Below are 13,770 nucleotides of genomic sequence, written 5' to 3' on the forward strand. Positions count from 1 at the left end.
ATTTCCAATATACTTTAGGAATTCTAAGAAAAACAAAGAAATATCCAGTTAGTGTCCGGAATAAGGGGGCCTAGCCGCGAGCTGCTGATATCTCATAAGTGAATGCCGATAACTATGTACAGAAGGAACGATCATGAATCCAAACAAGATTCCCCGCATTAGTTGAAGCGGGGAATCTATTAAATACGAGGTATTTTAGTAGTTTCAATCCCAAAATATCATTAAAGCTTGGGGCTAGCTAAAAGTAAAAAGTTTTCCATAAATTGATTTAACTTATGAAATATTTACAATTAATTTTTCATTTCCTCTTTTAGCCATTCAATATCAAATTCCTTAGACCAATAACTTTTCACTTTCCAGTTCGCTCAGTTGGCAAACACCTTATAATTTAAGTTATAGTGAATGTACAATACTAAATAAATGAGGTCACAACAATGAAACTAATTGCGTCAGATTTAGATGGAACACTTTTAAACGAAAAAGGGGAAATTAGTGAAGATAATTTACAAGCAATTAAAAAGATTGAGGGAAAGGGGATTCAGTTTGTTGTAGCAACGGGAAGATCCTATGATGCGGCTAACAAACCATTTCAATCTACAGGACTATCATGCCCATTTATTTGTTTAAATGGAGCTAATACTTTTGATGTTAATGGGCAGTTAATACATGAAGTAACCATGGAATTTCCTGTTTGTCAGAAAATCATATCCGTTTGCCAAAAGGCTGATATGTATATTGAAGTATTTACAAATTATGGTATCTATTCGCTTAGTCGTGAGAATTTCATGGAAGTCATCACCCATGTTCTACAAACAGCTCATGCTGATTCCAAAAAAGAGGATATTCAACAACTCATTGAACAACGTTTTCAAGATGAAAATGTTCAATTTATTAATCATTTTGAGGAGTTACTTTCCAGCCAGGATATAAAGGTGTACAAAATTCTAAGCTTTGCTAATCAACAAGGAGAATTAAATGAAGCTTATGAGAAACTAAAAGATGAACCAGGAACGGTTATTACTTCTTCAGGCCCATTGAATCTTGAATTCAATCATCCAAAAGCGCAAAAAGGTACAGCTCTGAAGGATCTAGCAAATAAGTTGGGTATACAAATGAAGGACGTTATGGCTTTGGGAGATAATCTGAATGATAAAAGTATGCTTCTCCAAGCTGGACGTGGTGTAGCAATGGGAAATGCAGCTGAGGAAATCAAGGAACTATGTACATATACAACCAAAACAAATAATGATAATGGGTTTGCATTTGCGATTAACGAAATGCTTAAGGAGTATAACCTTTAAATTTTAAAAAGGATCTCTAGGCATTAAGTTCTTTTGAAAGACCACTTAGCCAATATCTTATGCTCTCCTTATACAAAAAGCATTGCCTCATATGAAGCAATGCTTTTTAAAATTTATGGATGATAATACAATGGTCCACCTGGTCCAAGTGGGATACCTAATAGCATCCAAATAATTAGCAAAATTGTCCAGCCTATTAGGAAAATCATAGAATATGGAATCATCGTAGAAATTAAGGTACCAATACCCATCTTCTTATCATATTTCTGTGCGAAAGCGATAATAATCGCAAAGTAAGTCATTAATGGTGAAATAATATTTGTAGAAGAGTCTGCAATGCGATACGCCATTTGTGTCAATTCTGGAGAATATCCAAGCTGCATCATAATTGGTACAAAGACCGGTGCCATCATAGCCCATTTTGCAGAAGCACTTCCAATAAACAAGTTAATAACTGCTGTAATTAGGATAAACAGTAATATTAACGGAATTCCAGTTAAATTAACACTACCTAGTAGTTCAGCACCATATACTCCCAATACTAATCCCATATTCGTTTCGTTAAAAAATGCTACAAACTGTCCAGCAGTAAATGCCAAAACAATAAACGTTCCCATAGATGCCATCGTGTCTGACATTTGGCTTGCAACATCTTTATCACTGCGAATAGATTTCGTAACAATTCCATATGTAAGACCAGGGATAAAGAATAAAATAGCGATAATCGGAACTAATGAACTCATAAATGGCGATTGAATAATTTGATCCATTGCATTGCCTTCTGTACCGCGCATCGGTGCGTTGGATGGTATTACAAGCAATGATGCAAGCACAATGCCGATAACTACCGCTATACTAGCCCAGACAAGACCTTTCTTCTCAATTGGTTGAAGGGCTTCCAATTCTTCTTTTTGATCGCCTTTATACGTACCAAGACGAGGTTCTACAATCCGTTCTGTTACCCAAGCACCAAGAAATGTTAATACAAATACCGAAACGGCAATAAACAGCCAGTTCATCGCTATGTTCATTGTTTCTGCATATCCAGGATCAATGATTGCAGCAGCCGCAATAGTCATTTCTCCTAGCATAGCATCCGTACCAGATAATAATAAGTTAGCACTAAATCCTCCAGACACCCCAGCAAACGCCGCTGCTAGTCCTGCGAGTGGGTGCCTGCCAAGTGCCGCAAAAATAAGCGCACCCAGTGGCGGTAATACGACATACCCTGCATCAGATGCCACACTAGACATAATACCAGCAAAAACTAATCCTAACGTAATGAATCTATTAGGTACAGACAACACAAAGCCTCGCAATAGTGCACTAATGAGTCCAGTACGCTCGGCCACTCCTATCCCCAACATCGTTAACAGTACAACGCCCAAAGGAGCAAATCCGATAAAGTTACCCGTCATACTTGAAAATATATATTCAATTCCTTCCGCGCTCAATAGATTTTTGATTTCAACTATTGTTCCTTCTTCACCAGGATGTTCAACACTAATTCCCAATGGTTGCAAAGCTGCTGATAGTAGAATAACGAAAAGTGCCAAAATTGCAAACAATGTTGCCGGATGTGGCAATTTATTTCCAACTAATTCAATTCTGTCTAAAGATCGTACAAATATTCCTTTTTTCCCTTTTGCCATAAAAATTAAATCCTCCAATATAATCTACAAAAATACTATTTTAATTTAAATTAAAATTACTAGCTATACTATAATAGTTATGCATATTCACTAGAAGTCCCTAAAAGTCTACCACAATATTAACTTACTCTAAGAGTATTATATTATAGAAAGAGAATGATATTACAGAAAATTCAAAATAAATAAATTCGCATGATTTCCCCTGCTTTTCATACAAAGGAAAGGATACCAGTTTATTTCCAATATTTCAAGCTCAAATTGTAGTAAGGAGATCATATATACTAATTTAAACTTGTTCTTCAAACTCATTAAGTCATTTGCACCCTTTAATAATTCGCTAATTTTTGATATAATTGTATTCATGAAAAGGCCTCTTTCAAATGTATTTGCCGGTCAGCATACATTTATGATAGAGCGCCTTTTCTTTTTTTTCTAGAATTTTGTTTCAAATCCCCGAGAACTATTTTACACATAGTACAATTATAACTATCAGTCTGGAAAATGTTAACGAACTCAAGACTCGTTTCATGAACATCTGTCCTCCAATTCATTAGTGTCTTGACTTCTCAATTGTACAATCACAAAAATTGACTCTAATAAAATATCTTTTATAGCATTTTCAAGGAAGAAAATATTTTATAAGCCTTCCCTGCTTGAACTAATTATTTTTCTTAGCAAATTAGTAAAAAACTGTTATAATAGATTAGTTGATTAAGAGGCCATTTATGTTTATACATAAAATGGCTTTTCTGTTTTACCAAAAGAAAGAGGGATTTTGATGAAAAAGGGAACTAGCATTCAGTGGCTTTTCTTTTTTGTAGGTCTTATGGTTATGGGAATTGGAGTTGCATTGACGGTCAAAGGGCAACGTTTTGGTGTAGGTTCATGGGATGTGTTGCACATTGGTTTGTTCAAAAACTTCGGACTATCCATTGGACTTTGGTCTATTATTATGGGAGTTATCATTATTACTATTTCTTCCATTGGTTTACACGAGTTCCCGAAAATCGGAACCTTTATGAATATGATCTTTGTTGGTTTATTTATCGACTTTTTCAACTGGGTCATACCAAACCCACATACCTTTTCCATGCAGTTTGTTGATTTTATTCTTGGAATTGTGTTGTTAGCTATTGGTGCAGGCATTTATATTTCTGCTAATCTAGGTGCAGGCCCGCGGGATAGCTTAATGTTATTAATAGTGGGGAAATTTGGTTGTAGTATTATGGTTGCACGTACTGTCATGGAAGTAATCGTCGCGATAGTTGGATTTTTATTAGGTGGACCTTTCGGAATCGGTACCGTTATTATGGCTTTTGCACTTGGTCCAATTATTCAAGTATCGTTAGGGTATAGCCAAAGATTATTGGATAAATGCCTGAGCGACAAACATCATGGACACGTAGCTGCCCACTAACTAAACAAGAATTTCCTTATTAAAGCAGCTTCATTTCAATCGAATGAAGCTGCTTTTACTTTTTGGTAAGTTAAAAAAGGATGCTTCCGACAAGATAAATAGTTGTACGGAAACATCCTTCTATAATAAAGTTTTTTAAATTCATGTAATAATTATGTGTGTGTTCCCTGTCCATACTAGAGGAAACTTCCATATTTTTTGTATGGATAAAGGAGTTATTTTAGAAAGGCCATCCCATCCACTTTTTTGACAGGAGTAGTATTTTATTTCCATTTATTCTGGGGAACTTAAATTCGTAGCAGTTATAAGGGTGAACATGGAGGAGTTTAATAAGCAACCTTGAAAAACATCAACCAAAAAAGACGGTTACACTCTTTTCCTTTTGTGCTTCCTCTAAACAGTTTGATAGAAAATCCTGGATTTGCTTTAGATCCAAGGAATCACCCTTCGGCGAACTGGGAACATCATTACCGTATTGTTGTTTATAAGCATGCAAAGCTTTTTCGATTTGTTGCTTTGAAAAAGTAGTAACGGCGCCTGTCCCACTAACTCCTGCATGGTAATCAATGGAATCAAGTAAATCGTACAGTATTGTAGCATTAGAATTTCCCATGCTAAAACGTGCATAAGCAATTGCCTCTCCAGCTTTATTGTATCCTAAAATATCATGACCCATGAAAAGTCCTCCTTTTTAATTTTAAATCTAATAAACTAGAAACAATATACATAGCCTAGAGCGTCGTAACAAATGATTTTTTACATATCACCCCTTTCAAGTTTATTTTATGGAAAGGTTTTTGTTTGAAACAGAATGGATAAAAAAGGGGGTTCTCGGTGATAAATCAAGGTTGAATGAAGTAGTTCAAAAACAGAGGACATGAGGTTTTCAGGTTTGCTAGGTTATAAGTGGGTAAGAGCTAAAGGAAATTTTTGATGCCCTCTCCCCCACTACACTTACATGGTTGCGGTTTAAGTGACTGACACCATAGCAATGACGTTTTAAATTTCCTTCTCTATCTATTGGCTATGATGTCTGCCAACTTCCTTTAATCTAATCAAAGCCCCATCTTTCTTTCATCTTTGAGATTTCTTCGACTCGTACATTCGACACATCAGCAATTAATTCTTCTGGTAATCCTTTTTGAAGCATCTTATAGATTACTTTTTCTATACCTTTTTCTATACCTTTTTCTATACCCTTTTCTATACCTTCCTCAATTCCTTCTTTCTTTCCTTTCTCATAATACGAGTTCGGAAGTCGTAGTACCCGATTAGCTTCTTCTCTAGGAAGTTTTGCAATTTCTTCGCTCATTTGCTCTTCCTCCTCACTGTTTAAATGTAAGTAAGTATTGAAAAAACCATATAAGAGATCCATTCTTGCCGGATTCAATTCCATTCTACTAATCATTCTTAAGAATTCTAATTTGACTTGAATGCGTTCATCTTTAGTATACCCCATTTTACTTAATAAAGCCGCAGCTATAGGATTGTTCATCTTAATAAACTTTCGCCAATCCATTTTAATTAAATGAATTTGAAGATAATTAAATTGGAAAACTTGGAAATGGAAGATTTCCGTAGTAAAAATGTCTGGTACATCTCTCTTGTCATCATAACTGAAAACGGCAATTGGAAGGATTGTTTTGCGGAATTTTTCATAGAGGCGGGAACTGTAGATAAACATTCGTTCATTGAATTCCTTTTGATAACTTGCCTGTGGCTCAATATGAATGAGGATTAGCTGTTCTTCCTCTTGTAATTTAACCTCAGCAAGTATATCTATTCTTCTTTTTTCACCTTTTAAAATATCTGTATAAACCTCCTGTTCTAGGAACTTTACAGTGGTAAAATCAATTTTCGGGAATAAATCGGGGAAAAATGCGTCGATGAACTCTTTAAAGAATGTTTGAATGAGCTCTTTAAATAAACGGTCATGATCCGTATAAGTTTGTTTGTCTTCTAATATAATAGACGAAGTGAACAATGACTTGCAACCTTTCTGAATATTCATTATTACCTAGGACTATTTTATCAGTAATGTACATGAAATACAATACTTATTGACAAACTTTATGCGTCAATTTTTTAAGAAAGACCAACCAGTCATCGTTTACAGGAGTGTTCTTTTTTAATAACATTATTTCTATCCGTATCTACCAAGTGAACGGTCTTATGCCTTTAAAACTTGGTAATAATAGTCATAAGTTTTAAAATAAAATTAAAAGTGTCCATGGTGAAAATAACTATTTTGGAGAGGAGAGATACGACATGTTCAACTGTGCCTGGTGTAATAAGAAAATTGGCGATAACGATCCATTAAGTGCCTTGGAAGTAAAATTTAATGAGGGGATGAAGATTTTCCAATAAAGAAGGGGAAATCATTCCTGTTTACTTAAGAGAAATTGATAGAAGCGTCCCGATGATTGTTACCACAGCCGATTCCGAAGCTAAGAAAAATGGACAAGACGGGCTATTTGTTATCTGCAGTCATGAATGTGGAGAAAAACTAAAAAGCATTCTTGATAAAGAAATGAACGTTTTCAAGTGACCCTCTGCCCGAATGACATCAAAAGGGTACTAAAAAATATTAACTTCTTACATAAAATTCTTCTATACGAGGGTTTGAGGGGCATCCACATCATGCCGCCTATGAAATGAGAGTATGTAATATCGTTAAAAAGAGGTGCAAAAAGTGTGGTAAATCAACGTTTGGGATATTATTGGTTGTATATCTTCAATGGGAATTTACAGCTATTCATGAAATAGAATGGCGAAGCTATTAAAAAGTAGTTTCATTCTAGGTCGATTTAGAAGCATTGGAAATGTTATAATTATAGGACAATAGCTGAATAGGTTAACTCAAGGATGGTTGGCACACTCCCGAAAGGGGGTGATGCTAATGACAGTTGCAGAAGGATTAATGCTAATGATTAGTTTCGGAGCGTTAATAGTTGCAATTATGTCAGAAAAAAACAGTAAAAAATAAAACCTACCCTTGAGTTTCCGGCTCGTTAGAGGGTAGGTTTTATTCTCGTATACGTGTCGATCCCCTTGGGGGGGAACCTAGCTATTGTATAGACTGAAGGTGTTAGCGCACCTTTGGTCTTTTTTTAATGTATTCATTTTCTATTACCAGTATACCCTTTTTTGATAAAAAAGAAAACATGTTACATTATTAATTATCATGAAAATTACGCTTCTAATTATTGATGTTGATTTGAAATAAAGTTTGATCATTATTATAAAAAAAGTTGTACCGTTTTGAAAAAGGATTGATCAAAATATATGTTGTATTTGATAAAAAACCTTTATTTAACAATGCTTCACTTTAATTGATCAAACTTTATTATAAAAATTGAATTATTTATTAATCTTTTTTTATATGTTAAAACTCATATTACTACTGGAATATTTTTTCCTGGATTTCAATAAGTAATCGTATTCTTTATTTAACTTTTCAATAATGATTTCTTGGTTCTCTTGATGAAATCTAAATCGCTTCCTGAATATACTACTATCATAAAAATATGTTTTATATACGTACACATAACAGATAAAGTGAAAAAAGATGCTTCCGATAAGATAACAAATCTTTACGGAAACATCCTTCAAAAGGTTGATTAATGGTATCACCAAAATAAATGTGATATTTTGGTGATATTTTCATCAAAATTATGATTAAAAACTTAATCAACCGTTGATATAACAGTGTTCATGGGGGATGATTTACATCATGCCGCCCATCTTTGAGGGGATATTTTACAGCAATATACAACAGCAAAAGTGCGATATTACAAGCTTTTTCCTATCTTTATATTCCACGACATTCAATGAAAATTAATAATAAGTTAGCAAAAAGTTAGCGACGGGATATTACTAAAATATTCTATTTTAGATTATTTTTATAAGAGTACTGTAGTTTTAAAATTTAGTTTAATCGTTTATAAAAAGTTGTACCATTTAACCTCTTTAAATTTTTTCTGATTCAGGCTGGTTCAATAAAGTGTCCAGTCTTTTTTGTGTTCAATTATTACTCAACTTCTTGCCATTCTTGTTTACGAAAAAAGTGCGATGGAGCGGGGATGTTTTCTTGTATTTGGTTCAGAGTTTTAAATATAAACATTTCCGATTTTAGGTGTTTTTCTTATTGACTTAGAAGAAAAAATAATATATCTTCAAGATATATTTTAAAGATATATTTGATGATTATATAAGGGGAATTTAAAAAATGAAAACTGAAACCAAATATATTATTCTTGGGATGTTAACAATTGGATGTAATACCGGATATGAGATTAAGAAAGTAATTGATACGAGCTTCAGCTTTTTCTGGAAAATGAGCTATGGCCAAATATATCCTGCATTGAAAAAACTTGTCGATGAAAATCTTGCTAATATGATTCAAGATGATGCTGACCCATTGGATCGAAAGCGGTATGAAATAACGGAAAAAGGACGTGAAAAACTTTTAGAATGGCTTGAAATGCCTGTTATGGATCAAGGGACTCAACGTAATGAACTACTGGTAAAATTATTTTTTGGTAGACATCTTTCAAAAGAAAAAATAAAAGCAAATCTTGACATACAAAAAGAACTTGTGACAGCAAAACAGGTCATTTTAACTGAGCTTGAGAAAACTGTTATGGAACAAAAGTATAGTGACGATACACCTTTCTGGCTATGTATATTGGATTACGGGAAACGTATGAATGAAGCAACACTTACATGGTGTGAGGAGACAAAAAAAGTTTTAGAGAGGAGTAATATGGATGGTTCAACAAAAAGAACAACAACCAAAGAAGAAGGATGAACCGAAAAATCTTGTGGGGCATTTTATCAATATTGAGGCAGAGAAAGAATTCCTAAAAATTTATGATAAAGCAATGGAACAATGGCCAAACTCACGTCAGGAAATAGACATAGAAACAGCTTACGGTCCGACACATGTTTATCACTATGGAGCAAAAAAAGAAGGGAATCCCATTCTTTTACTTCATGGAGCTAATGGCACTTCTGCATCATGGGCAAATTTTGTTGTCGAGTTTGGAAAAAAACATCCAGTATATGCTGTAGATATAATCGGTGATGCAGGTAGAAGCATTCAAAAGAAACCTATTCAGAGTGTTGAAGATTATAGTGCCTGGTTAGACCAAGTATTGAACACTCTGGAATTGAAAAGGGTGCATCTAGTTGGAGCATCCTATGGTGGCTGGATGGCCCTTAATCAAGCAATTCATTCTTCACGGACACTCCAATCAATTACACTGATTGAACCAGCAAGAGCTTTTGCAGGTATAAGGAAGATCGCATGGCCGTTTATGCTTTGGGCAAGTATGATTGGACCTGATTTTGTTCGTCGTTCATTTATCCGTTGGACTAGTCGAGGTTCGTCAACTAATGAAAAACAGTTAGAGTTAGTTGTTTCAGCAATGCGTGATTATAAGATGCTACGAATTTCTCCACAATATGTCAGTGATGAGGACCTTCAATTAGTAAAAGTGCCCGTCCTATTGCTTTTGGGAGAGAAAAGCCCCCTGCACAATTCTCAAAGTGCAGCTAATCGTGCACAAAAACTATTACAGGGTGTTGAAGTAGAAATTCTTCCTAAAGCTGGACATAAATTGCCAGCAGATTTAGTTAATGATCGGATTTTGAAGTTTATTAATTTACGGGCTGAATAAATAAATTTTCAGCCTTTTCTTTTTATCCAATATTTATCCAATCCTTATCAAATGGAGTCTTTTATTTCAAAGAAGCTCCATCATTTAAAGAATTTAATGGTTAGCTGGATTAGAATAATAATATCAGCAAAACTCATGATTTATTATGGGTTTCTGTTTTTAGCTCACATTTATTAATAAGTGTATGTGTATACCAATATTTAACCCTTCGCAGTCATAATAAACTTTTGCTAATTTCACCACCAATTTTGTAATAATAAACAATTGTTTTTTCAATATAAAATTCAACAATAACTCGGGTCTTCCTTAATAGGAGCCCGAGCGTATTCATGACCTATTCAATATCTTTTTAATAAGATTCTTCAATATAAGTTCCAACAAGAAATCAACATTAATAACCATAAGGATGGAAGTAGAAATCTAATAAGAATGAATTATCTACTTCCGAGTATTGTTTATTTATTACCGAGTGTTTTTAAATGATAACTGATTACTTCCTTCACCTTTTCTGGAGTATACACATCTGGTCTTAACAAGGTATGGAATGACAGCCCTTCAATCAATGCAGATAACCGACTGCTTTCTAAATCTGCATTAACTGATTCCGATAATATTCCTTTTAGAGTTAATATCTTGATCATTGAATTTGCTAAATCATATGTACCATCCGTCATTTCGTCTTTCTTCTCTTTTAATGCATCACTTGTTAGGGAACGGAGTGCAAAAATCCACCAAACACTCGTTTCAATCTTCTTTTCTTCGTCGATTGGTACAAGCTCCAGTAACACTTCCTCAACTGCCTGTAATGGATTTTTTGACCATTCTTTATGATCAGAACGCTTTTTTCCTTCTTCTATGTAGTATTCTATAATAAACAGCAGCATTTCATCTTTAGTTGAAAAATAATGTCTTAACGCACCAGGAGACATTCCTGCTTCAGCAGCGACTCTTCGTATTGATGCTTTCTCAATACCCTCTTTCTCAATAATCTTCCATGCAGCTTCAGCAATTAACTTTCGTTTCTTGTCATGATTAATAAATTTTGGCATGAATAAATATCACTTCCTTTTTTTAATACAATGTGTTATTATCTTTTTAGCACAGTGTGTTATTTTGATGATATCACACTTTATAAAGGGGGACTAATTATTTGATTGAAATCATTGAAACAATGATGCCTTCCTCATCAATAGATATATCCGTAGCCCTACTAATTATCTCTATTTGTGCATTAGTTGATATATTAAGTCCTGGTGTGCTAGCTATTACGGGCTATTTATTACTTACACAACCTAATCAGCTTTCTTCTCGTCTATTTGTATTTTTATTTGTTATTCAGTTAGGTTATTTCATGATTGGTATATTACTGTACTTTGGTGGGGACACACTATTGGGGTTGATTGAAAATTTATCAGAATTTGATTTTATCAATTGGTTTTATACTGTCACGGGAACACTTCTTGTTTTGGTTAGCTTCATAAAACCAAAAGAGGGCACAATAGAACGTCTTACGTCATGGATTCCAAGACAGACAACAATAAAGGGAATAATTATTTTGGGTATTATTGTGTTTCTTATTGAATTTGTAACGGCATTGCCTTATTTTTATTCGATTTTTTTATTAAATCATCTGTCAATTAATTCCTTTTCTTCTATATTTGTAATAATTGGGTACAATCTTGTAATGGTGCTTCCTTCTCTATTATTGTTAGGAATTAGTATTGTGTTTAAAGATAAACTGCAGAACTTTCTAAAGAATATAAAAACAAAATTAAATGAAGCACCAATTTCTTCACTATTAGTAGCAATAGGTGTAGTAGGTGCAGTATTTTTTAATATTGGTATTAGAGGTATCTTAAATTAAAAAAATGAACGAGGTGTTTAATATGAAAGAAGTTATTAGTGGAATTGGTTTACTTTTCGTAATCCAAGGAGTAGGAGGTTTAATCAATCATTTGACAAATGGTGGAAAAAGTTGGTTTTTAGTGAATTATATTGATGTGTTTCAAGGTTGGGAAATTGCGATAGATATTTTATTGATTGTTATTGGTGGGGTTATTGGTTTATTTTCTATGAAAAAATCTAGTTCATCTAGAAATGGTAAATAAAGAGTGAGATGATTTTCTCTCCCTTCACAGCTTTTCTTAATAAAATAACTTAAATTCATAGGTTAAAAAACCTTGTTTATCTTAGCGTTGTTGGCATCGAATGTAAGTCTAAAATGGAATAATGATGATCGATTGATACGAAAATTTATATGTACTATGAAGTGAGAATAATAAATCAACAAAAACATTTCAAGAGGGTTTAAAATTTTTCTAGGAGGATGGATAGAGGGAGCTTTCTATATCATAGCTCCCTTTCTATTAGTTGTAGCAATGAACATCTACGCACATATGACCAAAAATATAGAAGAAAAGACCTCTCAAAAGTTCAGTGAACTAACGAAAGGTCTTCTCTAAAAATTTTATTGTATGGCGTTTCAAAATTATGGATGTTAGCAAAAAGTTAGTATTATATGTTCTATCTATAGTTGAACGACAAATACAATTCAAAAATAAAATTAAGGTTTTACTATAATTAATTCGTTTGGATCAAGTCCGTCTCTCACATACAATTCTGGCGTATCCTCTTCTGGAATACCTTCAAGCATTAAAGCAGCTTTCCCTTGTTCGAATGCTTTTTTCACCGAGAGTCCAAATCCAATAGCAGAATAAAACTGAGCAGCAAAGACCCTGGCTGCTTCATCCCCAATGGTAGTCGTCATTCCAATGGCTGCATCCACATGTTGTACTACTTCTTGTGCTTGTCCATAAGAAAAACAGGTATTAAAAAACACTAATTTAATTTCATCTGATGTACTCATCATTGTTTGAACTATAGCCTCTTTAGAAACAAGTTTTGCATTACCTTGATTGTCTTGGAAGACGAGTTCATCGTCCTCAGATCCATGTCCACTAAAGTGAATAATTGCAGGATTTTCCTCATTAATTGCTTGTATTACGTCCAAAGCTCTAGTAGCCCACCGAGTATCGAATGATACAGAATCCCTATGTTCTGATTTTCTTATCATCTCTTGAATGGCTCTAGCCTCTTCATCCAATCTTAACTGTGGTGCATCTAATGGATTTGATGCCATAAATAGGACAGTAATTTCCTCTGGTAAATTTTTCAATTCTCCTAATACCCTATTTGTCTCTTCGTGCATTTCACCATGTCTATTCAGCATTCCACTAAACTCCTTCATACGTTTTTCGCTATCTGCTAGTCTTCTTTTTTCGGCATCATCTCTTTTCTTTTGCTCACGTTCAACTTCACGACCCAGCTTCTTTTCTGCAGCTACTACATCTCCCTCAATTCTTGCTATTTTTTTATCAATATCCGCAACCTTTTTATCTATATCTGCTAGTTTCTTTTCTTCACGTCCAATTTCTCTATATTTGGAATTTATGGTGGCAGTTGACTTTGTTCTTCCTATAGTTGCTTTAGCTGATGTAATTTTTTTCTTATGTGACGGTATTTTTCCTAATTCGGTGGCTTTAGAGTTCCTTAATCTGTTTAACTCATCCTTTTTTCTCTTGATTGTTCTTCTATACGTTTCAATGAGCGACAAAATGTCCGACCTCCCAAAATTTAATTTCATTATATTATACTTAATATTCTACACGTAAAATCTTATTGTTGCAAACATACGTTCCGTATATTATCACTAAAAAGAC

13 protein-coding genes are annotated in these 13,770 nt (G+C 33.9%); 8 read left to right on the top strand and 5 right to left on the bottom strand.

Annotated features, from left to right (window positions below; all coding sequences use genetic code 11):
• Positions 1–434 precede the first annotated feature (434 nt).
• Positions 435–1,301, top strand: coding sequence for a Cof-type HAD-IIB family hydrolase (locus tag KM885_RS12210; RefSeq protein WP_047185542.1), 867 nt, complete (start codon positions 435–437; stop codon positions 1,299–1,301).
• A 113-nt stretch (positions 1,302–1,414) separates the two neighbouring features.
• Here the strand turns inward: KM885_RS12210 and KM885_RS12215 are convergent, their stop codons facing one another.
• Entirely contained in the window at positions 1,415–2,953 is a 1,539-nt protein-coding gene (locus tag KM885_RS12215; RefSeq protein WP_216884054.1) for an AbgT family transporter, read from the bottom strand.
• A 778-nt stretch (positions 2,954–3,731) separates the two neighbouring features.
• Here KM885_RS12215 and KM885_RS12220 point away from each other — a divergent pair.
• A complete protein-coding gene (locus KM885_RS12220; protein ID WP_145523819.1) occupies positions 3,732–4,370 on the top strand; it encodes a YczE/YyaS/YitT family protein in 639 nt (212 codons plus the stop codon).
• A 349-nt stretch (positions 4,371–4,719) separates the two neighbouring features.
• On the opposite strand, the gene KM885_RS12225 is transcribed toward KM885_RS12220, so the two are convergent.
• Complete coding sequence (locus tag KM885_RS12225) at positions 4,720–5,046, bottom strand: hypothetical protein (protein WP_047185546.1); 327 nt, start codon at positions 5,044–5,046, stop codon at positions 4,720–4,722.
• Between the two features lie 375 nt (positions 5,047–5,421).
• Positions 5,422–6,381: a PD-(D/E)XK nuclease family transposase gene (locus tag KM885_RS12230; protein ID WP_060668796.1), complete on the bottom strand. Its 960-nt coding sequence runs from the start codon at positions 6,379–6,381 to the stop codon at positions 5,422–5,424.
• Between the two features lie 408 nt (positions 6,382–6,789).
• On the opposite strand from KM885_RS12230, the gene KM885_RS18105 reads away from it, so the two are divergent.
• From KM885_RS18105 to KM885_RS12245, 4 genes are all read left to right on the top strand, one after another.
• Positions 6,790–6,918 carry a hypothetical protein gene (locus KM885_RS18105; protein ID WP_276202691.1) on the top strand — a complete coding sequence of 43 codons (129 nt, stop codon included), beginning with the start codon at positions 6,790–6,792 and terminating at the stop codon, positions 6,916–6,918.
• A 345-nt stretch (positions 6,919–7,263) separates the two neighbouring features.
• Positions 7,264–7,356: a putative holin-like toxin gene (locus tag KM885_RS17940; protein WP_222115735.1), complete on the top strand. Its 93-nt coding sequence runs from the start codon at positions 7,264–7,266 to the stop codon at positions 7,354–7,356.
• Between the two features lie 1,242 nt (positions 7,357–8,598).
• Positions 8,599–9,180, top strand: coding sequence for a PadR family transcriptional regulator (locus tag KM885_RS12240; protein ID WP_216884055.1), 582 nt, complete (start codon positions 8,599–8,601; stop codon positions 9,178–9,180).
• The gene (locus KM885_RS12245) at positions 9,140–10,051 is read left to right on the top strand and encodes an alpha/beta fold hydrolase (RefSeq protein WP_216884056.1); all 912 of its coding nucleotides are present in this window, start codon (positions 9,140–9,142) and stop codon (positions 10,049–10,051) included. The genes KM885_RS12240 and KM885_RS12245 overlap by 41 nt, the downstream gene beginning before the upstream one ends.
• 455 nt (positions 10,052–10,506) lie before the next feature.
• Here KM885_RS12245 and KM885_RS12250 read toward each other — a convergent pair whose 3' ends face one another.
• A complete protein-coding gene (locus KM885_RS12250; RefSeq protein WP_216884057.1) occupies positions 10,507–11,100 on the bottom strand; it encodes a TetR/AcrR family transcriptional regulator in 594 nt (197 codons plus the stop codon).
• Positions 11,101–11,201: 101 nt separating this feature from the next.
• On the opposite strand from KM885_RS12250, the gene KM885_RS12255 reads away from it, so the two are divergent.
• Together KM885_RS12255 and KM885_RS12260 are read left to right on the top strand one after the other, a co-directional pair.
• Positions 11,202–11,915, top strand: a complete 714-nt coding sequence (locus KM885_RS12255) for a GAP family protein (protein WP_216884058.1) — start codon at positions 11,202–11,204, stop codon at positions 11,913–11,915.
• Between the two features lie 22 nt (positions 11,916–11,937).
• The gene (locus KM885_RS12260; protein WP_216884059.1) at positions 11,938–12,159 is read left to right on the top strand and encodes a hypothetical protein; all 222 of its coding nucleotides are present in this window, start codon (positions 11,938–11,940) and stop codon (positions 12,157–12,159) included.
• Between the two features lie 455 nt (positions 12,160–12,614).
• Here KM885_RS12260 and KM885_RS12265 read toward each other — a convergent pair whose 3' ends face one another.
• Positions 12,615–13,664 (bottom strand): CHAT domain-containing protein, encoded by a 1,050-nt coding sequence (locus KM885_RS12265; protein ID WP_206271147.1) that lies wholly within the window; start codon positions 13,662–13,664, stop codon positions 12,615–12,617.
• Positions 13,665–13,770 lie beyond the last annotated feature (106 nt).

This window comes from Oceanobacillus caeni, assembly GCF_019037185.1.
GTDB classification, from domain to species: domain Bacteria; phylum Bacillota; class Bacilli; order Bacillales; family Amphibacillaceae; genus Oceanobacillus; species Oceanobacillus caeni.